This window comes from Ectopseudomonas toyotomiensis, from assembly GCF_017167985.1.
Classification (GTDB): Bacteria; Pseudomonadota; Gammaproteobacteria; order Pseudomonadales; family Pseudomonadaceae; genus Aquipseudomonas; species Aquipseudomonas toyotomiensis.
On the sequence record NZ_CP070505.1, the window covers coordinates 2,292,276 to 2,312,808 of the forward strand.

The 20,533-nt window shown below is 65.0% G+C and carries 20 protein-coding genes; 14 read left to right on the forward strand and 6 right to left on the reverse strand.

The genetic code is table 11. From position 1 onward, the window contains the following. The first annotated feature begins 75 nt into the window (after window positions 1-75). From eutB to JWV26_RS10550, 9 genes are all read left to right on the forward strand, one after another. Window positions 76-1,047: a hydroxyectoine utilization dehydratase EutB gene (gene eutB / locus JWV26_RS10510; RefSeq protein WP_206419011.1), complete on the forward strand. Its 972-nt coding sequence runs from the start codon at window positions 76-78 to the stop codon at window positions 1,045-1,047. 9 nt (window positions 1,048-1,056) lie between these two features. After that, window positions 1,057-2,034 carry an ectoine utilization protein EutC gene (eutC, locus tag JWV26_RS10515; protein WP_206419012.1) on the forward strand — a complete coding sequence of 326 codons (978 nt, stop codon included), beginning with the start codon at window positions 1,057-1,059 and terminating at the stop codon, window positions 2,032-2,034. A gap of 57 nt (window positions 2,035-2,091) precedes the next feature. Next, on the forward strand, window positions 2,092-3,282 hold the full coding sequence (gene doeA, locus JWV26_RS10520; protein ID WP_206419013.1) for an ectoine hydrolase DoeA: 1,191 nt from the start codon (window positions 2,092-2,094) through the stop codon (window positions 3,280-3,282). 4 nt (window positions 3,283-3,286) lie between these two features. After that, window positions 3,287-4,291 carry a N(2)-acetyl-L-2,4-diaminobutanoate deacetylase DoeB gene (doeB, locus tag JWV26_RS10525; RefSeq protein WP_206419014.1) on the forward strand — a complete coding sequence of 335 codons (1,005 nt, stop codon included), beginning with the start codon at window positions 3,287-3,289 and terminating at the stop codon, window positions 4,289-4,291. Window positions 4,292-4,397: 106 nt separating this feature from the next. After that, window positions 4,398-4,874, forward strand: coding sequence for an Lrp/AsnC family transcriptional regulator (locus JWV26_RS10530; RefSeq protein WP_206419015.1), 477 nt, complete (start codon window positions 4,398-4,400; stop codon window positions 4,872-4,874). Window positions 4,875-5,143: 269 nt separating this feature from the next. After that, the gene (locus JWV26_RS10535) at window positions 5,144-5,710 is read left to right on the forward strand and encodes a C40 family peptidase (protein ID WP_033377397.1); all 567 of its coding nucleotides are present in this window, start codon (window positions 5,144-5,146) and stop codon (window positions 5,708-5,710) included. 155 nt (window positions 5,711-5,865) lie between these two features. Next, window positions 5,866-6,516 carry a 7-cyano-7-deazaguanine/7-aminomethyl-7-deazaguanine transporter gene (locus JWV26_RS10540; protein WP_206419016.1) on the forward strand — a complete coding sequence of 217 codons (651 nt, stop codon included), beginning with the start codon at window positions 5,866-5,868 and terminating at the stop codon, window positions 6,514-6,516. Window positions 6,517-6,720: 204 nt separating this feature from the next. Further along, on the forward strand, window positions 6,721-8,184 hold the full coding sequence (locus tag JWV26_RS10545) for an NAD-dependent succinate-semialdehyde dehydrogenase (protein WP_206419017.1): 1,464 nt from the start codon (window positions 6,721-6,723) through the stop codon (window positions 8,182-8,184). A gap of 20 nt (window positions 8,185-8,204) precedes the next feature. Continuing rightward, window positions 8,205-9,581 carry an aspartate aminotransferase family protein gene (locus tag JWV26_RS10550; protein WP_206419018.1) on the forward strand — a complete coding sequence of 459 codons (1,377 nt, stop codon included), beginning with the start codon at window positions 8,205-8,207 and terminating at the stop codon, window positions 9,579-9,581. Between the two features lie 118 nt (window positions 9,582-9,699). Here the strand turns inward: JWV26_RS10550 and JWV26_RS10555 are convergent, their stop codons facing one another. Genes JWV26_RS10555 through def form a run of 5 tightly spaced genes read right to left on the reverse strand, consistent with a single transcriptional unit; the run spans window position 9,700 to window position 14,268 of the window. Further along, window positions 9,700-10,014: a tetratricopeptide repeat protein gene (locus JWV26_RS10555; protein WP_072425118.1), complete on the reverse strand. Its 315-nt coding sequence runs from the start codon at window positions 10,012-10,014 to the stop codon at window positions 9,700-9,702. A 55-nt stretch (window positions 10,015-10,069) separates the two neighbouring features. Beyond that, window positions 10,070-11,443 carry a Trk system potassium transporter TrkA gene (gene trkA / locus JWV26_RS10560; RefSeq protein ID WP_017676312.1) on the reverse strand — a complete coding sequence of 458 codons (1,374 nt, stop codon included), beginning with the start codon at window positions 11,441-11,443 and terminating at the stop codon, window positions 10,070-10,072. An 11-nt stretch (window positions 11,444-11,454) separates the two neighbouring features. Beyond that, window positions 11,455-12,768 (reverse strand): 16S rRNA (cytosine(967)-C(5))-methyltransferase RsmB, encoded by a 1,314-nt coding sequence (gene rsmB, locus JWV26_RS10565; protein WP_206419019.1) that lies wholly within the window; start codon window positions 12,766-12,768, stop codon window positions 11,455-11,457. Further along, complete coding sequence (fmt, locus tag JWV26_RS10570) at window positions 12,765-13,709, reverse strand: methionyl-tRNA formyltransferase (RefSeq protein WP_206419020.1); 945 nt, start codon at window positions 13,707-13,709, stop codon at window positions 12,765-12,767. Before fmt ends, rsmB begins: the two co-directional genes overlap by 4 nt. A gap of 52 nt (window positions 13,710-13,761) precedes the next feature. Continuing rightward, complete coding sequence (def, locus tag JWV26_RS10575; RefSeq protein ID WP_004422862.1) at window positions 13,762-14,268, reverse strand: peptide deformylase; 507 nt, start codon at window positions 14,266-14,268, stop codon at window positions 13,762-13,764. A gap of 153 nt (window positions 14,269-14,421) precedes the next feature. Between def and JWV26_RS10580 the strand changes: the two genes are divergently transcribed. From JWV26_RS10580 to tsaC, 3 genes are all read left to right on the forward strand, one after another. Further along, window positions 14,422-15,459 (forward strand): LysM peptidoglycan-binding domain-containing protein, encoded by a 1,038-nt coding sequence (locus JWV26_RS10580; protein WP_196457292.1) that lies wholly within the window; start codon window positions 14,422-14,424, stop codon window positions 15,457-15,459. 81 nt (window positions 15,460-15,540) lie between these two features. After that, window positions 15,541-16,656 carry a DNA-processing protein DprA gene (dprA, locus tag JWV26_RS10585; RefSeq protein WP_206419021.1) on the forward strand — a complete coding sequence of 372 codons (1,116 nt, stop codon included), beginning with the start codon at window positions 15,541-15,543 and terminating at the stop codon, window positions 16,654-16,656. A 76-nt stretch (window positions 16,657-16,732) separates the two neighbouring features. Next, complete coding sequence (gene tsaC / locus JWV26_RS10590) at window positions 16,733-17,290, forward strand: L-threonylcarbamoyladenylate synthase type 1 TsaC (protein ID WP_206419022.1); 558 nt, start codon at window positions 16,733-16,735, stop codon at window positions 17,288-17,290. Between the two features lie 286 nt (window positions 17,291-17,576). Here tsaC and JWV26_RS10595 read toward each other — a convergent pair whose 3' ends face one another. Beyond that, complete coding sequence (locus tag JWV26_RS10595; protein WP_072425112.1) at window positions 17,577-18,554, reverse strand: NADPH:quinone reductase; 978 nt, start codon at window positions 18,552-18,554, stop codon at window positions 17,577-17,579. A 147-nt stretch (window positions 18,555-18,701) separates the two neighbouring features. Between JWV26_RS10595 and hemF the strand changes: the two genes are divergently transcribed. Both hemF and aroE read left to right on the forward strand, forming a co-directional pair. After that, window positions 18,702-19,616: an oxygen-dependent coproporphyrinogen oxidase gene (gene hemF, locus JWV26_RS10600; protein ID WP_206419023.1), complete on the forward strand. Its 915-nt coding sequence runs from the start codon at window positions 18,702-18,704 to the stop codon at window positions 19,614-19,616. A 91-nt stretch (window positions 19,617-19,707) separates the two neighbouring features. Then, window positions 19,708-20,529: a shikimate dehydrogenase gene (gene aroE / locus JWV26_RS10605; protein ID WP_206419024.1), complete on the forward strand. Its 822-nt coding sequence runs from the start codon at window positions 19,708-19,710 to the stop codon at window positions 20,527-20,529. Window positions 20,530-20,533: the final 4 nt, after the last annotated feature.

Here is a 20,533-nt window from a genome sequence, read left to right on the forward strand (position 1 = left end):
AAATCGTCCTAGTACATTCAGCCGCTCAATTTCCCGCTCATACACTCGGCCGCACACCTTCACGGAACGTGCGCCATGTCTTCCATCCACTTCGATGAACTGCTCCAGGCCCGCCAGCGTATCGCCGGCCTGGTGCGCCAGACGCCGCTGGAGCACTCGCCCAGCCTGAGCCGCCTGGCCGGTGTGCCGGTGTGGCTGAAGTTGGAATCGCAGCAGGCCACCGGCAGCTTCAAGCTGCGCGGCGCGAGCAATGCGGTGGCGCAGCTGGATGCCGAGCAAAAGCGCCTCGGCGTGGTCACTGCCTCCACCGGCAATCACGGCCGCGCCCTCGCCTTCGCCGCCGCGCAGCAGGGTGTGAAGGCCATCGTCTGCCTCTCCGAGCTGGTGCCGCAGAACAAGGTGCGCGCGATTCGCGAACTGGGCGCCGAGGTGGTGGTCAGTGGCCGCAGCCAGGACGACGCCCAGCTCGAAGCCCTGCGCATCGCTCGCGAACAGGGTGCTGCGTTCATCCCGCCCTTCGACCACCCGCATGTGATTGCCGGCCAGGGCAGCCTGGGCCTGGAGATTCTCGAGCAGTGCCCGGACGTCTGCGAAGTGCTGGTACCGCTGTCCGGCGGTGGTCTGTTCGCCGGCGTGGCGCTGGCGATCAAGGCGGCCAGTCCGGCCATTCGCACCCACGGCATCAGCATGCAACTGGGCGCGGCGATGCACGCCAGCCTGCAGGCCGGCGAACCGGTCGAGGTAGAGGAACTGCCAACCCTGGCCGATTCCCTCGGCGGCGGTATCGGTCTGGATAACCGCTTCACCTATTCCATCACCCGCGAGCTGTGCGACCAGCTGCACCTGCTCGACGAGGCTTCCATTGCCCGTGGCATTCGTCACGCCTACCGCGAAGAAAGGCTGGTGGTCGAGGGCGCAGCTGCCGTCGGCATCGCCGCCCTGCTCGACGGCCTGATCGAACCACGCGGCCCGGTGGTGGTGGTGATCAGCGGTCGCAATATCGATATCGACCAGCACCTGCGCCTGCTCAATGGCGCCGACGCCTGAGGAACTCCCATGGCCAAGACCCTGATACTCAACCAGGCCGATTTGCGTGGGTGCGTCGGCCTAGACACTGACAGCCTCGCGGTGGTGGAGAACGCCTTCCGCCTGCTCGCCACGGCCGCTGTTGCGATGCCGCCGATCCTGCGTCTGGACGTGCCCGAGCATAACGGCGAGGTGGACGTGAAGACCGCCTATCTGCCAGGCGTCGCCCATTTCGCGATCAAGGTTAGTCCCGGCTTCTTCGATAACCCCAAGTTCGGCCTGCCCAGCCTCAATGGCCTGATGATGCTGTTTTCGGCACAGACCGGCCTGGCCGATGCGCTGCTGCTGGATAACGGCTACCTCACCGCCGTACGCACCGCCGCCGCTGGTGCCGTCGCCGCCAAATGGCTGGCCCGCGAGGACGCCAAGGTGGTCGCCATCCTCGGCGCCGGCGAGCAGGCGCGCCTGCAGTTGCAGGCTCTGCGCCTGGTGCGTGAGGTGCGCGAGGTGCGTATCTGGGCCCGTGACCCCGCCAAGGCCCAGGCCATGGCCGCCGAGCTGGACGATGCGCGCGCGGAGGACAGCGTCGACGCGGCGCTGGATGGCGCCGATATCGCCATCACCACCACGCCCAGTCGCGAGCCGCTGATCCAGCCGCAGCACCTGCGCCCCGGCCTGCATATCACCGCCATGGGCTCGGATGCCGAGCACAAGAACGAGATCGCCCCGGCCGTGCTGGCGCGGGTCGATGCCTATGTCGCCGATCGTCTGAGCCAGACCCGCGTATTGGGTGAGCTGCATCACGCCATCGCCACCGGCCTGGTGGCTGCCGATGCTGACTTCGCCGAGCTCGGCCAGGTGATCGCCGGCCAGCGCCCCGGTCGCACCGCGCCCGAGCAGATCACCCTGTGCGACCTCACCGGTACCGGCGCCCAGGACACCGCCATCGCCAGCCTCGCCTATCAGCGCGCCGTCGCGGCCGGCAAAGGCCTCAGTTTCGATTCCTGAAACCTGCGGGCGCGGCACGCCGCGCCTGAATAACTGTTCCATCACGAGGGCAACGCAATGTCCGAAATCGTCGTCAACCTCCCCTTCACTCGGGAGGAATATGCCCAGCGCCTGGCCAAGACGCGTAGCGCCATGCAGGCCAGGGGCATCGAGCTGCTGATCGTCACCGACCCGTCGAACATGGCCTGGCTCACCGGCTATGACGGCTGGTCGTTCTACGTGCACCAGTGCGTGCTGCTGGCGCTCGATGGCGAGCCGGTCTGGTACGGCCGCGGCCAGGACGCCAACGGCGCCAAGCGCACGGTGTTCATGCAGCAGAGCAACATCGTCGGCTACCCCGATCACTACGTGCAGTCCACCGAGCGCCACCCGATGGACTACCTGGCCAAGGAGGTCATTGCCGCGCGTGGCTGGAACAGGCTCAGCATCGGCGTCGAGCTGGACAACTACTACTTCAGCGCTGCCGCCTACGCCTCGCTGCAGCGCAATCTGCCCAACGCGCGCTTCGTCGATTCGACTGCTTTGGTCAACTGGCAGCGGGCGATCAAGTCGTCCACCGAGATCGGCTACATGCGCATCGCGGCGAAGATCGTCGAGCAGATGCACGCGGCGATCTTCGCCAAGATCGAGCCGGGCCTGCGCAAGAACGAGCTGGTGGCCGAGATCTACCGCACCGGCATCCTCGGTGCAGACGGCCATGGCGGCGACTATCCGGCCATCGTCCCGCTGCTGCCCACCGGCGCCGATGCCAGCGCGCCGCACCTGACCTGGGACGACTCGCCGATGATCAGCGGCGCCGGCACCTTCTTCGAGATCGCCGGCTGCTACAAGCGCTATCACTGTCCGCTGTCTCGCACTATCTATCTGGGCAAGCCACCGCAGCATTTCCTCGACGGCGAGAAGGCCGTGGTCGAAGGCATCGCCGCCGGCCTGGAGGCGGCCAAGCCGGGCAATACCACCGGCGATATCGCCCGCGCCTTCTTCAAAGTGCTGGAGAAGTTCGGCATCCACAAGGACAGCCGCTGCGGCTACCCCATCGGTATCAGTTATCCGCCGGACTGGGGCGAGCGCACCATGAGCCTGCGCCCCAGTGACGAGAGCGTGCTGCAGCCGGGGATGACCTTTCACTTCATGCCGGGCCTGTGGCTGGACGACTGGGGCCTGGAAATCACCGAATCGATCCTGATCACCGACAGCGGCGTGGAAACCCTCTGCGACGTGCCGCGCAAGCTGTTCGTGAAGGACTGATGCCATGACCGACGTTCTGCGCGACAACCCCATCAGCCCCACGGTCGATTTCGACCGTGACGGTGTGCAACACGGCTTCCTCAAGCTGCCCTATTCCCGTGACGACTCGGCCTGGGGCGCGGTGATGATCCCGGTGACCGTGGTGAAGCACGGCAGCGGCCCCACCGCGCTGCTTACCGGCGGCAACCACGGCGATGAATACGAAGGCCCGCTGGCGCTGAGCAAACTGGCCCAGCGTCTGCGCGCCGAGGACGTCGCTGGTCGGGTGATCATCGTGCCGTTCATGAACACCCCGGCGGTGCAGGCTGGCACCCGCACCTCGCCCATCGACAAGGGCAACCTCAACCGCAGCTTTCCCGGCAAGCCGGACGGCACGGTGACGCAGAAGATCGCCGATTATTTCCAGCGCAGCCTGCTGCCGCTGGCCGACGTGGTGCTGGACATCCACTCCGGCGGCAAGACCCTCGACTTCCTGCCATTCGCCGCCTGCCACGTGCTGCCCGACAAGGCGCAGGACGCCGCTTGCGCCGCCGGCATGCGCGCCTTCGCCGCGCCCTACTGCATGCGCATGCTGGAGCTGGACGCGGTGGGCATGTACGACACCGCCGCCGAGGAACAGGGCAAGGTATTCGTTACCACCGAGCTGGGTGGCGGCGGCAGCAGCACGGCGAAAAGCCTGGCCATCGCCGAGCGTGGCGTGCGCAACCTGCTGATCCATTTCGGCCTGCTGCCGGGCGAGATCGAGGCGGGTGAGTCGGTGATGCTCGACATGCCCGACGGCGACTGCTTCGTCGCCAGCGAGGATGACGGTCTGCTGGAGATGTGCCGAGATCTCGGCGCCAGGGTGGAGAAGGGCGAGGTGATCGCGCGGGTGCACAGTGCGCGTCGTACTGGCGAGCCGGCCACCGAATACCGCGCCAAACGCAGCGGTCTGCTCGCTGCCCGGCATTTTCCGGGGCTGGTGAAAGGTGGTGATACCCTCGCAGTCATCGCCGAGGTGGTGGACTAGAAACGGTCGCGGCTAAGGCCCTCCCACAGTCTGAGTGTCTCGTGGGAGGGGCTTTAGCCGCGATCTGGCCTCTACATCTTTAAACCCTTAGCCAACCGAGAAACCGATGCACAAGCTCGACCGCTATGACCTGAAGATCCTGCGCATCCTCTCCGAGGATGGACGGATCACCAAGTCGGCCCTGGCCGAGGCGATCAACCTCTCGGTGACGCCGGCCTGGGAACGGGTGCGCAAGCTGGAAAGCGCCGGGTTGATTCAGGGATATCGCGCGCAGATCGATTGGGCTGCGCTGTTTCGCAGCCAGCGGGTGCTGGTGGAAATCACCCTGGCCCGCCACACCGCGCAGGACATGCGCCGCTTCGAGCAGCGCCTGAACGAGGCGCCGGAAGTGGGCTTCTGCTACGCCACCGGCGGCGGTGTCGATTACATCGCGATGATCCGCGCCCGCGACATCGACCACTACCAGCGCTTCATCGACCAGCTGCTGCTGGAAGACCTCGGCATCGAGCGCTACTTCACCTATATCGTCACCAAGACCATCAAGGCGGACACGTCGGGCGCGCCCGCCGAACTGGACGACTAACGTACGCCACCATGAGATGTCGGGCATCTGTAGGGTGGATTAGCCGCCTGCCGAGGTGACCGAGCGTTTCACCTTCACCGCCGCCAAGACATCGCCCTGACCTTAACGGCCTGTGGGGGCGGCTCAGCTGCAGAGGCGTAATTGGGCGCGAATGGTCGGGAATGCGGAGGCATAAGCGGCAAACCGTTCGTCGACTACTACCCCCTGGAACTGAACCAAAGACTTTTCCCGGGAGTCCGTCTCCGGGACGGGCAGGAGGTCCGTTTCCGATGCAATGCCTTGATTCGGAAGGGCTTCCGCGCAAAGGCCAATCACCAGGGTCACTGGGTTTGAATAAGTTCTTCATGTCACTTTGCCTGGGAGGCGCTCTTTTACTGGGAATTTGTACCCAAGCCTCCGCTACCTTTCGCATTCACACCATTCCTGCCACTGCGCCAGCGGCCGCGCCCAAACCGGCCAGCGAAGTGATCGACCGCGCCCTTGGTGCACTGGGCACGCCTTACCGCTGGGGCGGTACCAGCCTGCGCCACGGCTTCGATTGCAGCGGCCTGGTGCAATACGCCTTCAAGACCCAGGATGACCTCGACCTGCCGCGTACCTCCCGCGCCCTGTCGCGCCTGGACGCGCCCTCGGTGAAACGAAGCGACCTGCAGCCCGGCGATCTGCTGTTCTTCCGCATTCGCAGCCGCTCGGTGGATCACGTCGCCATCTACATCGGTGAGGGCCGCTTCGTCCACGCGCCGCGGCGCGGCACCAAGGTGCGCATCGACCGCCTCAACAATTCGTACTGGCAGCGGCATTTCCAGTTGGCCAAGCGGGTGGTGCCGGAGGCCTGAGTCAGCGACGGCGCGACCTTTCATCCAGGCGGTCTGAACATCTGCGGCAAAACCTATCCCGCGAGTCAACAATGCGCTAGAATGCGCGCCGTTCGTGGCCATGTCGGCTGCGACAGTGGGTTCCCTCACCCCACTTCATGAAAAAGGACATCGACATGACCCTGATTCCTGCGTCGGTCAGTCGGCCCGTGCTGGCCGGCCTGATCGCTTTCCATATCCTCATCATCATCGCCAGCAACTACCTGGTGCAGCTGCCGATCACCCTGTTCGGCTGGCATACCACCTGGGGTGCGTTCAGCTTTCCGTTCATCTTCCTGGCCACCGACCTCACCGTGCGTCTGATCGGCAAGCACGCTGCGCGCGTGGTGATCGCCCGGGTGATGCTGCCTGCGCTGGTCGCCTCCTATGTGGTGTCTGTGCTGTTCCACGAAGGTGCTTTTGGCGGCCTGGCTATGCTGGGCGACTTCAACCTGTTCGTCTTCCGTATCGCCGGGGCCAGCTTCCTGGCCTACGCCTTCGGCCAGTTGCTCGATATCCAGGTGTTCGACCGCCTGCGCAAGATGCGCCAGTGGTGGGTCGCGCCGACGGCCTCGACCATCTTCGGCAACCTGCTCGATACCTTCCTGTTCTTCTCGGTGGCCTTCTGGCGCAGCGACGATCCCTTCATGGCCGCCAACTGGGTAGAGATCGCCACGGTGGACTACGTGATCAAGCTGGCCATCAGCCTGATCCTCTTCGTGCCGCTGTACGGCATGCTGCTCAGCGCCATCGTTCGCGCACTGCCGCAGCGTACCGCTACCGCCTGAGTCAAACCGTAGCAATCCGGGGGCAGCGGTGCGCACGGCGCACCCTACAGAAGGAGCACGGCGGTTTCGGATGTGAGCAGAAAAACCGCCTGTTCGCCGATCACCTTCAGAAAAAACTGCTGTCACGCCGCACCGGCTTGGAAAAAACGCCAAGCCACCCTTCCCTAGCATGTCTCCCATGTCCATCGGCCCGGAGACATCGCCATGCCCCTCGACCATCCCCTGCTGTTCAAATCGCTGTGCTACGTCGACGGTCACTGGCTGCACAGTGACGACGGCGCCAGCATCGCCGTGCACAACCCGGCCGACCAGAGCGTGATCGGCCATGTGCCGATGCTTGATCAGACGCAGATCGTCGCCGCGGTGGACGCCGCCCAGCGCGCGTTCGCCGACTGGCGCGAGCAGAGCCTGGAAACCCGCGCGGCGTTGCTGCGGCGCTGGGCCGAGCTGATCCTGCAGCATCAGGAGGACCTGGCGCGCATCCTCAGCCAGGAACAGGGCAAGCCGCTGGCCGAGGCCCGTGGCGAGATCCGCTACGCCGCCAGCTTCATCCCCTGGTTCGCTGAAGAGGCGCGCAGGCTCTACGGCCAGACCATTCCCAGTCATATCCCCGGTGCCCAGCTCGGTACGCTGAAGGAGCCGGTCGGCGTTTGCGCCCTGCTCACGCCCTGGAACTTCCCCAGCGCGATGATCACCCGCAAGGCCGCTGCAGCGTTGGCGGCTGGCTGCACCGTGGTGGTCAAACCAGCGCACGAGACGCCCTATTCAGCCTTTGCCCTGGCGCAACTAGCCGAGGAAGCCGGCTTGCCAGCCGGTGTGTTCAACGTGGTGCTGGGCGAACCGCAGATGACCATGGAAACCCTGGTCAAGGACACGCGGGTACGTTCTGTGAGCTTCACCGGCTCGACCCGCGTCGGCAAGCTGGTGCTGCAGGCTGCCGCTGAGGATGTGAAGAAAGTGGCGCTGGAGTTGGGTGGCAACGCGCCGCTGATCGTCTGCGCTGATGTCGACCTGGATCACGCCGTGCAGGTGGCGCTGGATGCCAAGTTCCAGACCTCTGGCCAGGACTGCTGCGCCGCCAACCGCATTCTGGTCGAGCGACCGGTGTACGAAGAATTTCTACAGCGCTTCGCCAAGGCCGTGCGCGACCTGCGCGTCGGCCCTGGCCATGACGCGCGCAACCAGATCGGTCCGCTGATGCACCAGGCTGCGTTGGACGTAACAGCTGCACGGGTTGCCGATGCCATCGAACAGGGAGCGCGCCTGCTGGTCGGAGGTGAGCCCCATGCGCTGGGCGGCTGGTTCTGGCAGCCGACGCTGTTGGCCGACGTTACCGATAGCATGCGCATCTACCGCGAGGAGAACTTCGCCCCTATCGCCGGTGTGCGCGCTTTCGACACCCTGGAGCAAGCCGTGGCCATGGCCAATGACACCGAATACGGTCTGGCCGCCTACATTTGTTCCAACCGCGTGGACGTCGTCCACCTGCTGATCCGTCGCCTCGACCACGCCATGGTCGCGGTCAACGGCACCAAGTTCACCGGCCACCCGATCCCATTCGGTGGCATGAAAGCCTCAGGCCTGGGCCGTGAGGGCGGCACGGAAGGCTTCGAGCCCTTCGTCGAAACCAAGTACTTCTGCATTCATCACCAGGGTCAGCGTTACTGAGCCCATCCGGAGGATTACCCATGAGCCATTACGACGAGCTGTTCGAGCAGGACCGTGCCCACTTCATGCACCCGTCCACCCACGCCCATGACCACGCCAGCGGCGCGCTCAAGGGGCGCATCATCACCGGCGCCTCGGGCATCCGCATTCAGGATCATGAAGGCCGCGAGCTGCTCGACGCCTTTGCCGGCCTGTACTGCGTGAACATCGGCTACGGCCGCACCGAGGTGGCCGAGGCGATCTACAAGCAGGCCAAGGAACTGGCCTACTACCACACCTACGTGGGCCACTCGACCGAGGCCATCATCGAGCTGTCGGCGCGCATCATCGACTGGGCGCCCAAGGGCATGAAGAAGGTCTACTACGGCCTGTCCGGCTCGGACGCCAACGAGACCCAGATCAAGCTGGTGCGCTACTACAACAACGTGCTCGGTCGCCCGGCGAAGAAGAAGATCATCTCCCGCCAGCGCGGCTACCATGGCTCGGGCATCATGACCGGCAGCCTCACCGGTCTGGCCAGCTTCCATCAGCACTTCGACCTGCCTCACGCGGACATCAAACACGCCGCCTGCCCGCACTTCTACAAGGCACCGACCGGCATGGACGAAGCGGCTTTCGTGCGCCATTGCGCCGAGGATCTGGAGCGTCTGATCCTGGCCGAAGGCCCGGATACCGTGGCCGCTTTCATCGGTGAGCCGGTGATGGGCACCGGCGGCATCATCGTCCCGCCCACCGGTTACTGGGAGGCGATCCAGGCCGTGCTGGCCAAGTACGACATTCTGTTGATCGCCGACGAAGTGGTCTGCGCCTTCGGCCGTCTGGGCACGCCGATGGGCAGCCAGATGTTCGGCATGCAGCCGGACCTGATCACCACCGCCAAGGGCCTGACCAGTGCCTACGCGCCGCTGTCGGCAGTGATCGTCGGCGAGAAGGTGTGGAACTTGATCGAGGAAGCCTCCAGCCGTGACGGCGCCATGGGCCATGGCTGGACCTACTCCGGCCATCCGATCTGCGCCGCCGCTGCGCTGGCCAACCTGGATATTCTCGAAAAGGAAAATATCTCTGCCAACGCCGCTGACGTCGGCGCCTACCTCAACCAGCAACTGCGCCAGACCTTCGAAGGTCATCCGCTGGTGGGTGAAGTGCGTGGTGTCGGCATGCTCGCCGCGTTGGAGTTCATGGCCGACAAGGAGGCGCGCACGCCATTCGACCCGGCGCTCAAGGTCGGTCCGCGGGTTTCCGCTGCCTGCCTGGAGCGCGGCATGATCGCCCGTGCCATGCCGCACGGCGACATCCTTGGCTTCGCCCCGCCGTTGGTGCTGACCCGCGCCGAAGCGGATGAAGTGGTGGGTATCGCCAAGGCGGCGGTGGATGCGGTGGCGAGTGAGGTGCTTTGAGGCGAACCGCTGCAATGGGCTTCAGCGTGAAAGTCGAAGCCCTTCGCCAATTCGGTGCGCACTGCGCACCCTACAACACCGTTGCGAACTGTAGGGTGCGCCGTGCGCACCGAGTCGATCAGCGTTGCTTGTCCAGCTTGCGCAGAAACACGGTCATTTCCTTCTCGGCCTGCTTGTCGCCCTTGGCCTGTGCCGCGGCAATGCCCTGCTGCCAGGCCTGCCGCGCGCCGTCGTGGTCTCCCTCGGCCTGCAGCGCCTTGCCCAGCAGCTTCCAGGCCGCTGAATAGGTGGGGTCGAACTCTACGCAGCGTTGCAGGTGCTCGGCCGCCTGGGTGGCGTTACCACCATCCAGATGGGCCTTGCCCAGGCCGAAGCGCAGCAGGGCGTTGTCCATGCCCTTGGCCAACATCTTTTCTAGCGCCTCAGTGCTCACAGGGAGTCTCCTTCGTCGGCCACGCTCGCTCCTACGAGATGTGTCTTCTCTAGCTTCAGAAGAACGTCAACCCTGCCTGGAACAGGCGCTCGACGTCGCGGATGTACTTCTTGTCGACCAGGAACAGGATCACGTGGTCGCCGGACTCGATCACCGTGTCGTCGTGGGCGATCAGCACCTGTTCGTCGCGGATGATGGCGCCGATGGTGGTGCTGGGTGGCAGGGCGATGTCTTCGATGGCGCGGCCGATCACCTTGCTCGATTTGGCATCGCCATGGGCGATCACCTCCAGCGCCTCGGCTGCGCCGCGGCGCAGGCTATGCACGCTTTCGATATCGCCGCGGCGCACGTGGGTCAGCAGGGTGCCGATGGTGGCCAGCTGCGGGCTGATGGCGATGTCGATCTCGCCGCCCTGCACCAGGTCGACATAGGCCGGGTTGTTGATGATGGTCATCACCTTGCGCGCACCCAGGCGCTTGGCCAGCAGCGACGACATGATGTTGGCCTCGTCGTCGTTGGTCAGGGCGAGGAAGATGTCGGCATCGTTGATGTTCTCTTCCACCAGCAGGTCGCGATCCGAGGCACTGCCCTGCAGTACGATGGTGCTGTCGAGGTTCTCCGACAGGTAGCGGCAGCGCGCCGGGTTCATCTCGATGATCTTCACCTGGTAGCGGCTTTCGATGGCCTCGGCCAGGCGTTCGCCGATATTGCCGCCGCCAGCGATCACCACGCGCTTGTAGCTGTCCTCGAGGCGGCGCATCTCGCTCATCACTGCGCGGATGTGGGCCTTGGCGGCGATGAAGAACACCTCGTCATCGGCCTCGATCACGGTGTCGCCCTTGGGCATGATCGGCCGGTTGCGGCGGAAGATCGCCGCGACGCGGGTGTCGACGTTGGGCATGTGCTGGCGCAACTGGCGCAGTTGCTGGCCCACCAGCGGGCCGCCGTAGTAGGCCTTGACCGCCACCAGCTGAGCCTTGCCTTCGGCGAAGTCGATCACCTGCAGGGCGCCGGGGTATTCGATCAGGCGCTTGATGTAGTTGGTCACCACCTGCTCGGGGCTGATCAGCACGTCGACCGGAATCGCTTCATTGTCGAACAGCGCCTCGCGGGTCAGGTAGGCCGCCTCGCGCACCCGGGCGATCTTGGTCGGCGTGTGGAACAGGGTGTAGGCCACCTGACAGGCCATCATGTTGACTTCGTCACTGTTGGTCACCGCCACCAGCATGTCGGCATCGTCAGCGCCGGCCTGGCGTAGCACGGTGGGGAAGGAGCCCTTGCCCTGAACGGTGCGGATGTCCAGGCGGTCGCCAAGGTCGCGCAGGCGATCACCATCGGTGTCGACCACGGTGATGTCGTTGGCCTCGCTGGCCAGGTGTTCGGCCAGGGTGCCGCCCACTTGGCCGGCGCCGAGAATGATGATTTTCACTGATCGCTCCGTTAGCTGTGGCTGGTCACAGCGGTCTTTATCAGCTTGGCATAGTAGAAGCCGTCGTGGCCGTCCAGCTGTGGCAGCAACTGGCGACCGTGGGCGGGCTGCAGGCCGAAATCGCCCTCGATGGCTATTTCTCGGGCATCGGGGGTTCGGGCGAGGAAGGCAGCGATGGTTTCGCTGTTTTCCGTCGGCAGCACCGAGCAGGTGGCGTAGAGCAGGATGCCGCCAGGCGCGAGGGTCGGCCACAGTGCATCGAGCAGTTCGCCTTGAAGTTGCGCCAGGGCGGGAATGTCCTCGGGTTTGCGCGTCAGTTTGATATCGGGATGACGGCGGATCACCCCGGTGGCCGAGCAGGGGGCGTCGAGCAGGATGCGCTGGAACGGCGTGCCATCCCACCAGACCTTGGTTGCACGGCCGTCGGCAGCGATCAGGCGCGCCTCCAGACCGAGGCGCTCGAGGTTCTCGCGTACGCGCGCCAGGCGCTTGGCTTCCAGATCCACGGCGACCACTTCGCCCAGGCCCGGCTCGACTTCCAGCAGGTGACAGGTCTTGCCGCCCGGCGCGGCGCAGGCATCCAGCACGCGTTGGCCTGGTGCCAGCTCCATTAAGTCAGCGGCCAGTTGCGCGGCTTCGTCCTGCACGCTGACGCGGCCTTCCTTGAAGCCGGGCAAGGTGGTCACGTCGCAGGGCTGCAACAGGCGTACGCCGTCGCGGCTGAAGGTGCAGGGTTCGGCGGCGATGCCGGCTTCGTGCAGCTCGTTGAGGTAGGCGTCGCGGCTGCCGTGGCGGCGATTGACCCGCAGGATCAACGGCGGATGCGCGTTGTTGGCGGCGCAGATGGCTTGCCAGTGTTCCGGCCAATGCGCCTTGAGTGCCTTCTGCAGCCAACGTGGGTGCGCGCTGTGCAGCACCGGGTCGCGATCGAGTTCAGCGTACAACGCCTCGTGCTCGCGCTGGGCACGGCGCAACACGGCATTGAGCAAGCCCTTGGCCCAGGGTTTCTTCAGCGCGCCGGCGCAGCCGACCGTCTCGCCGATGGCGGCGTGCTCGGGGATGCGACTGTGCAGCAACTGATAGAGACCGATCAGCAGCAGCGCTTCCACATCCTTGTCGGCGGTCTTGAAGGGCTTTTCCAGCAGCTTGTCGGCCAGCAGTTGCAGGCGTGGCTGCCAGCGCGCGGCGCCGAAGGCCAGGTCCTGCGCCAGGGCGCGGTCGTGGTGTTCGACCTTGTCCAGCTGCGGCGGCAGGCTGCTGCCCAGCGAGGCCTTGCCGGACAGCACTGCGGTCAGGGCGCGGGCCGCGGCCAGGCGTGGGTTCATTGACCGAGCACCAGGCCGGGCGCGAACTGCTCGCGGCGGCTGTTGTACAGATCGCTGAAGGCCAGCGGCTTGCCGCCGGGCAATTGCAGGCGAGTCAGGCGCAGTGCGCCCTCGCCGCAGGCCACGGTCAGGCCGTGCTTGTCGGCGGCGAGGATAGTGCCTGGGGTGCCCTTGCCCTCACTGATCTCGGCCGCATGCACTTTCAATGCATCGCCGTTCAGCGTGGTGTGGCAGATCGGCCAGGGATGGAAGGCGCGTACCAGGCGCTCCAGCTCGACGGCCGGGCGGCTGAAGTCCAGAAGTGCTTCGTTCTTGTTCAGCTTGTGCGCGTAGTTGGCCAGGGCATCGTCCTGCACTTCGCCTTTCAGCGTGCCGGCGGCCAGACCATCGATGGCTTGCAGTACGGCCTGTGGGCCGAGCAGGGCAAGGCGGTCGTGCAGGCTGCCGCCCGTGTCATCGGCTGAGATAGGTGTCGTCACCTTGAGCAGCATCGGCCCGGTGTCCAGGCCCGCTTCCATCTGCATCACGGTGACGCCGGACTCAAGATCACCGGCCTGCACGGCGCGTTGGATCGGCGCGGCGCCGCGCCAGCGCGGCAGCAAGGAGGCGTGGCTGTTGATGCAGCCCAGACGCGGGGTGTCGAGCACCACCTGCGGCAGGATCAGGCCATAGGCAACCACCACCATCAGGTCCGGCTGCAGTGCGGCCAGCTCGGCCTGGGCCTCTTCGTTGCGCAGGCTGGCCGGTTGGTAGACCGGGATGCCATGTTCGACGGCGAGTTGCTTGACCGGGCTCGGCATCAGCTTCTGACCACGGCCGGCCGGGCGATCCGGCTGGGTGTAGACGGCGATGATCTGGTGCGGGCTGGCCAGCAGGGCCTTGAGGTGCTCGGCAGCAAATTCAGGGGTGCCGGCAAAGACGATACGCAATGAGTCAGGCATGGGGGCTCGCTAAAGAAAAAGGCTTGCCGTGGCAAGCCTTCTGGATGGGGCGTCAAGCGCGTTGGCGATGCTGTTTTTCCAGCTTCTTCTTGATGCGGTCGCGCTTGAGGTTGGACAGGTAGTCGACGAACAGCTTGCCGTTGAGGTGATCGCACTCGTGCTGGATGCACACGGCGAGCAGGCCTTCGGCAATCAGCTCATAGGGCTGGCCATCGCGATCCAGCGCCTTGATCTTGACCTTCTGCGGGCGGTCGACGTTTTCGTAGAAGCCAGGCACCGACAGGCAGCCTTCCTGGTACTGGTCCATCTCATCGGTCAAAGGCTCGAACTCGGGGTTGATGAATACCCGCGGCTCGGACTTGTCCTCGGACAGGTCCATGACCACCACGCGCTTGTGCACGTTGACCTGCGTCGCCGCCAGGCCGATACCAGGAGCGTCATACATGGTCTCGAACATGTCGTCGACCAGCTGACGGATGGAGTCATCCACAACGTCCACCGGTTTGGCGATGGTACGCAGGCGTGGATCAGGAAATTCAAGGATATTCAGGATCGCCATATGCGTTTGTGATGCACTTGTGGAATAAAGTCAAAATCCGCTGCTAAGATGATGAACAGCATTGAAAAACGGCTTCACGCCGCGTATTCAGCGGGTTTGGCACGCGGCGCTAGGGCGCTTCACGTGAAGGCACATAATAAAGGGATTCACCGTATGAGGAAATCACTACTCGCCCTGCTCTTCGCAGCTGGCGGACTGGCCCTGACCAGCTTGGCTCAGGCCGAAGTGCAACTCAAGGACGGTCACCCGGACCGCTACACCGTGGTCAAGGGCGATACCCTCTGGGACATTTCCGGCAAGTTCCTGCGCCAGCCGTGGAAATGGCCGGAGATCTGGCACGCCAACCCACAGGTGGCCAACCCGCACCTGATCTATCCCGGCGATACCCTCAACCTGGTCTACGTTGACGGTCAGCCGCGCCTGATGCTCAACCGCGGCGAGTCGCGCGGTACCATCAAGCTGTCGCCGCAGGTGCGCAGCACGCCGATGGCCGAAGCGATCCCGACCATCCCGCTGGAGGCGATCAACAGCTTCCTGCTGAGCAACCGCATCGTCGATACGCCAGAGGAATTCAACGGCAAGCCCTATGTCGTTGCCGGCAACGCCGAGCGCGTGGTCAGTGGCGCCGGCGATCGTGTCTATGCGCGGGGTGCGTTCGACGAACAGAATCCGATCTATGGCATCTTCCGTCAGGGCAAGACCTATGCGGACCCAGATACCCAGGAATTCCTGGGCATCAACGCCGATGATATCGGCACCGGTGAAGTCGTAGCTGAGGAAGGTGATATCGGTACTCTGGTGCTGAGCCGTTCCACTCAGGAAGTGCGCCTGGGAGATCGCCTGTTCCCTACCGAGGAGCGTGCGATCAACTCCACCTTCATGCCCAGTGAGCCGAGCAGCGAAATCAATGGCCTGATCCTCGATGTACCGCGTGGTGTGACCCAGATCGGTCAGTTCGACGTGGTCACTTTGAACAAGGGCGCCCGTGATGGCCTGGAAATCGGCAACGTGCTGGCGATCTACAAGACCGGCGAGACCGTACGTGACCGCGTTACCGGCGAGAGCGTGAAGATCCCGGACGAGCGCTCCGGCTTGCTGATGGTGTTCCGCACCTATGACAAGCTCAGCTACGGTCTGGTTCTGCAGGCCAGCCGCCAACTGGCGGTGATGGACAAGGTCCGCAACCCGTAATACCCGACGAGCCCCGCACTAGCGGGGCTCGTGCTTTCTGGCCGCCAGGATGGCGGTGCAACTGCTCAGGGAAGAATCGTCATGCCTGCACCCTCCTCGCTTTCCCCCGCCGTTTCTCCTGCCGAGCTCGAAGCCCGCTTGCGTCTGCATCTATTGCCAGAGCTGGGGCCACGGCGCTTTCGCAAACTCCTGAGCGCTTTCGATAGCGCCTCGGCAGCGCTCAGTGCGCCGGCCACTGCCTGGCGTGCGTTGGGCTTGCCGGCTGCCTGCGCCGAGCCCCGGCGCAGTGCGCAGATCCGCGAGCGAGCGGCGGCTGCCCTGCACTGGCTGGATAAGCCTGGTCAGCATGTGCTGATGTGGGACGATCCAGCCTATCCGGCTCTGCTCGGCGAGCTGACGGATGCGCCGCCGTTGTTGTTCGTGGCGGGCGATCCGGATGTGCTGGAGGCGCCGCAACTGGCCATGGTCGGTAGTCGGCGCGCCTCGCGGCCCGGCCTGGATAACGCACGAGCCTTTGCCCGCAGCCTGGCGGGCGGTGGTTTTGTCATCACCAGTGGTCTGGCGTTGGGGATCGATGGTGCTGCGCATCAGGGGGCGCTGGACGGCGGCGGCAAAACGGTGGCCGTGCTGGGCACTGGCTTGCAGTGCCTTTACCCGCGGCGGCATGTGGGGCTGGCGGCGCAGATCATCGAGCAAGGTGGCGCGCTGGTGTCAGAGTTGCCGCTGGACTGTCCGCCGCAGGCGAGTAATTTCCCGCGGCGCAACAGGATCATCAGCGGGTTGTCGCTGGGTGTACTGGTGGTCGAGGCCAGCCCTTCCAGCGGCTCGCTGATCACCGCGCGCCTGGCCGCCGAACAGGGGCGCGAGGTCTACGCCATTCCTGGCTCGATCCATCATCCTGGCGCGCGAGGCTGCCATCAACTGATCCGAGATGGCGCCATCCTGGTGGAAAGCATCGAACATATCCTCGAAGCCCTGCGTGGCTGGCAGGCACCGGCCGTCCAGCCCACATCGGCGCCGCTCGCTAGCGTCGAGCATCCATTGCTGGCCTTGCTGCATGCCGCGCCGCACAGCACCGAGGCGCTGGTGCAGGCTAGCGGCTGGCCGTTGTCACAGGTGTTGGCAGCGTTGACCGAGCTGGAACTCGATGGCCTGGTGTGTACCGAGGCCGGGCGTTGGCTGGCGCGCAGTCGATAACAGTCCGTTAAGGCCCGTGGCAGGCAACGATTGGCTTGGATAGACTGCCGCCCATTGATTCCGCGGGAGACAGTCGATGGCCAGCAACTGGCAGATACAGCAAACGGCGCGAGTGGTGCGTGAGGGGGGCGTGATCGCCTATCCGACCGAGGCAGTCTGGGGCCTGGGCTGCGATCCCTGGAACGAAGCGGCGGTGGATCGCCTGCTGGCGCTCAAGGAGCGGCCGATGCACAAGGGGCTGATCGTGGTGGCCGACGACATCGAACAGTTCGACTTCCTGCTCGATGATCTGCCAGAGATCTGGCAGGAGCGCCTGGCTGGCAGCTGGCCAGGCCCGAACACCTGGCTGGTGCCGCATCAGAATCGCCTGCCCGAGTGGGTCACAGGCCAGCACGATACCGTTGCCCTGCGCGTCAGTGATCATCCACTGGTGCGTGCGCTATGTCGCTGCACCGGGCCGCTGATCTCCACCTCGGCCAACCCGGCGGGGCGCCCTTCGGCGCGTTCGCGTCTGCGCGTCGAGCAATACTTCCCAGGTGAACTGGACAAGGTGCTTGGCGGCGCTTTGGGCGGGCGCAAGAATCCCAGCCTGATTCGAGATCTGCGCACGGGCGATGTGATTCGGCCGTCCTAGAAGAGCGGCTCAAGCTGCAAGTCATTGCCGTAGGGTGCGCCGCGCGCACCGCGAAAACCACACAGGTCTGAGAACGAGTGGTGCGCATGGCGCACCCTACGGTCCGCCACCTCGGCTATGCACCGTCACTCAGATCTGCTTGCAGCGTCGTAGCCCGGATTGCAACTGGGCTACGGGTTTGTGCCGCTGCATGGGGTGATTCATCTTTCGTAGGGTGCGCCGCGCGCACCGGCTTTCGCCACACCCTGTCCGAAAGAATCGCGACACCATCAATATCTATCAGTCCTCACGGCAGCAGGATGGTCGAACCGGTGGTTTGCCGTGAGCTCAGCGCATCCTGTGCAGCAGCGGCGTCCTTCAGCGCATAGCGATTGCTGATTTCCACCAGCAGCTTGCCGCTGGCGATCATGCCGAATAGCTCGTCTGCCATGGCCTGCAGGCGCTGCGCGCTGGTGGCGTAACCGGCCAGGGTCGGGCGGGTGACGTACAGCGAGCCCTTCTGCGCGAGGATGCCCAGGTTGACCCCGGTGACCGCGCCGGAGGCATTGCCGAAGCTGACCAGCAGGCCGCGCGGTGCCACGCAGTCCAGCGAGGTTTCCCAGGTGTCCTTGCCAACGCCGTCGTAGACCACCGGGCACTTGCCGCCGTCGGTCAGCTCCAGCACCCGCTGCACGACGTTTTCATGGCTGTAGTCGATGGTCGCCCAGGCACCCTGTTCCTTGGCCCGCGCCGCCTTTTCCGCCGAGCTGACGGTGCCGATCAGCTTCACGCCCAGCGCCTTGGCCCACTGGCAGGCGAAGGAGCCAACGCCGCCGGCCGCAGCGTGGAACAGGATGGTCTCACCGCCTTTGAGTTCATAGGTCTGGCGCAACAGGTACTGCACAGTCAGACCCTTGAGCATTACCGCAGCGGCCTGCTCGAAGCTGATGTTGTCCGGCAGTTTCACCAACTTGTCGGCGGGCAGCACGTGCAGTTCGCTGTAGGCGCCGAGCGGGCCGGTGGCGTAGGCGACGCGGTCACCGACTTTGATGCCTTCGACCTCGCTGCCAATCGCTTCGACCACCCCGGCACCTTCGGTGCCCAGGCTCGAAGGCAGCGCGGGCGGCTGGTACAGGCCGCTGCGGAAGTAGGTGTCGATGAAGTTCAGGCCGATGGCCCGGTTGGCCACGCGCACCTCGCGCGGGCCAGGTGCTGCCGGCTGGTAGTCACGGTACTGCAGCACGTCGCTGCCGCCGTGCTGGCTGAACTCGATACGCTTGGCCATCTCGGATTCCTTGTCTGATCGGCGCCGCTGCAAGCGGCGAAAGAGCCTATCCAATCGTCCCGATTGACCGACGTCAACTGCGGATGTGCCTGGGTGAATGCTATGCTGCCCGCCGATTTCGACCTGCTCCCTGTTCAAGGTGCCGCCGTGACTGACCGTACCGAGGCCGTGAAGGCCTACCTGCTCGACCTGCAAGATCGCATCTGCTCCGCCCTGCAAGCCGAAGACGGCCAGGCCGTGTTCGCCGAGGACGCCTGGCAGCGTCCGGCCGGGGGCGGCGGGCGCACGCGGGTGATCGAGAACGGCGCGCTGATCGAAAAGGGCGGGGTGAATTTCTCCCACGTGTTCGGCGACAGCCTGCCGCCGTCGGCCAGCGCCCATCGCCCCGAGCTGGCCGGCCGCGGCTTCCAGGCCCTCGGCGTGTCGCTGGTGATCCACCCGGAAAACCCCTATGTGCCGACCTCGCACGCCAACGTGCGCTTCTTCAGCGCCGAGAAGGAAGGCGAGGAGCCGGTGTGGTGGTTCGGTGGCGGCTTCGACCTCACGCCCTACTACGCCAATGAAGAGGACTGCGTGCACTGGCACCAGGTCGCGTATGACGCCTGCGCACCGTTCGGTGCCGAGGTCTATCCCAAGTTCAAGGCCTGGTGCGACCGCTACTTCCACCTCAAGCACCGCGGCGAGCCGCGCGGCATCGGTGGGTTGTTCTTCGACGACCTCAATGAGTGGGACTTCGACACCAGCTTCGCCTTCATGCGCGCCATCGGTGACGCCTATATCCAGGCCTACCTGCCCATTGTCCAGCGCCGCAAGCTGATGCCGTTCGGCGAGCGTGAGCGAGAGTTCCAGGCCTTCCGTCGCGGTCGCTACGTTGAGTTCAACCTGGTGTTCGACCGTGGCACCCTGTTCGGCCTGCAGTCCGGCGGGCGCACCGAGTCGATCCTCATGTCGCTGCCGCCGCATGTGCGCTGGGGTTACGACTGGAAGCCGCAGCCCGGCAGCGAGGAAGCTCGCCTGACCGAGTATTTCCTGACCGATCGTGATTGGCTGGCGCAGGCCTAGCTTCCATTCTCTCTTGTAGAGCTGCGCCCCGAGGCGGGGCTCCTACAGGACGGCGTCAGTTTCGTAGATTTCTACCGTTACAGGACTTTCCATGGACCGCTACTGCGTCTTCGGCAACCCCATCGGCCACAGCAAATCGCCGCTGATCCACCGCCTGTTCGCCGAGCAGACCGGTCAGGCGCTGACCTACGATGCGCGCCTGGCGCCGCTGGACGACTTCGTTGGTGATGCCCGCGCCTTTTTCGCCGACGGCCTGGGCGGCAACGTCACCGTGCCGTTCAAGGAAGAGGCCTTTCGCATGGCCGACGAACTCACCGAACGCGCCCGCCGCGCCGGCGCGGTAAATACCCTGAAGAAACTGGCCGACGGCCGCCTGCTTGGTGACAACACCGACGGTGCCGGGTTAACCCGCGACTTGCAGGACAACGCTGGCTTCAGCCTGGCCGGCAAGCGCATCCTTGTGCTCGGCGCCGGCGGTGCCGTGCGCGGTGTGCTCGAACCCTTCCTGGCGCAGAAGCCGGCGGTGCTGGTGATCGCCAACCGCACCGTGGCCAAGGCCGAACAACTGGTTCGCGAATTCGCCGATCTCGGTCCGCTGGTCGCCGCTGGCTTCGACTGGATCGATGCGCCGGTGGACCTGATCGTCAACGGTACTTCTGCCAGCCTCGGTGGTGAGTTGCCGCCGATTGCGCCGAGCCTGATCCAGCCTGGTCATACCGTCTGCTACGACATGATGTACGGCCGTGAAGCGACCGCCTTCAACCGCTGGGCCTTTGATCAGGGCGCGGCGCGCTGCCTGGACGGCCTGGGCATGCTGGTCGAGCAGGCGGCCGAGGCGTTCGAGCTATGGCGTGGCGTGCGTCCTGATACGGCGCCGGTGCTGGCTGAGCTGCGCTGTCAACTGGCGGGCTGAGCGG

What these genes read in the sequence shown, in the direction of transcription:
- fmt (WP_206419020.1), bottom strand. Translation starts at nt 13,709, where the DNA reads ATGCCTGACTCATTGCGTATCGTCTTTGCCGGCACCCCTGAATTTGCT.
- doeB (WP_206419014.1), top strand. Translation starts at nt 3,287, where the DNA reads ATGACCGACGTTCTGCGCGACAACCCCATCAGCCCCACGGTCGATTTC.
- JWV26_RS10535 (WP_033377397.1), top strand. Translation starts at nt 5,144, where the DNA reads ATGCAATGCCTTGATTCGGAAGGGCTTCCGCGCAAAGGCCAATCACCA.
- eutB (WP_206419011.1), top strand. Translation starts at nt 76, where the DNA reads ATGTCTTCCATCCACTTCGATGAACTGCTCCAGGCCCGCCAGCGTATC.
- dprA (WP_206419021.1), top strand. Translation starts at nt 15,541, where the DNA reads ATGCCTGCACCCTCCTCGCTTTCCCCCGCCGTTTCTCCTGCCGAGCTC.
- JWV26_RS10545 (WP_206419017.1), top strand. Translation starts at nt 6,721, where the DNA reads ATGCCCCTCGACCATCCCCTGCTGTTCAAATCGCTGTGCTACGTCGAC.
- JWV26_RS10540 (WP_206419016.1), top strand. Translation starts at nt 5,866, where the DNA reads ATGACCCTGATTCCTGCGTCGGTCAGTCGGCCCGTGCTGGCCGGCCTG.
- def (WP_004422862.1), bottom strand. Translation starts at nt 14,268, where the DNA reads ATGGCGATCCTGAATATCCTTGAATTTCCTGATCCACGCCTGCGTACC.
- doeA (WP_206419013.1), top strand. Translation starts at nt 2,092, where the DNA reads ATGTCCGAAATCGTCGTCAACCTCCCCTTCACTCGGGAGGAATATGCC.
- eutC (WP_206419012.1), top strand. Translation starts at nt 1,057, where the DNA reads ATGGCCAAGACCCTGATACTCAACCAGGCCGATTTGCGTGGGTGCGTC.
- JWV26_RS10595 (WP_072425112.1), bottom strand. Translation starts at nt 18,554, where the DNA reads ATGGCCAAGCGTATCGAGTTCAGCCAGCACGGCGGCAGCGACGTGCTG.
- JWV26_RS10550 (WP_206419018.1), top strand. Translation starts at nt 8,205, where the DNA reads ATGAGCCATTACGACGAGCTGTTCGAGCAGGACCGTGCCCACTTCATG.
- rsmB (WP_206419019.1), bottom strand. Translation starts at nt 12,768, where the DNA reads ATGAACCCACGCCTGGCCGCGGCCCGCGCCCTGACCGCAGTGCTGTCC.
- JWV26_RS10580 (WP_196457292.1), top strand. Translation starts at nt 14,422, where the DNA reads ATGAGGAAATCACTACTCGCCCTGCTCTTCGCAGCTGGCGGACTGGCC.
- tsaC (WP_206419022.1), top strand. Translation starts at nt 16,733, where the DNA reads ATGGCCAGCAACTGGCAGATACAGCAAACGGCGCGAGTGGTGCGTGAG.
- JWV26_RS10530 (WP_206419015.1), top strand. Translation starts at nt 4,398, where the DNA reads ATGCACAAGCTCGACCGCTATGACCTGAAGATCCTGCGCATCCTCTCC.
- aroE (WP_206419024.1), top strand. Translation starts at nt 19,708, where the DNA reads ATGGACCGCTACTGCGTCTTCGGCAACCCCATCGGCCACAGCAAATCG.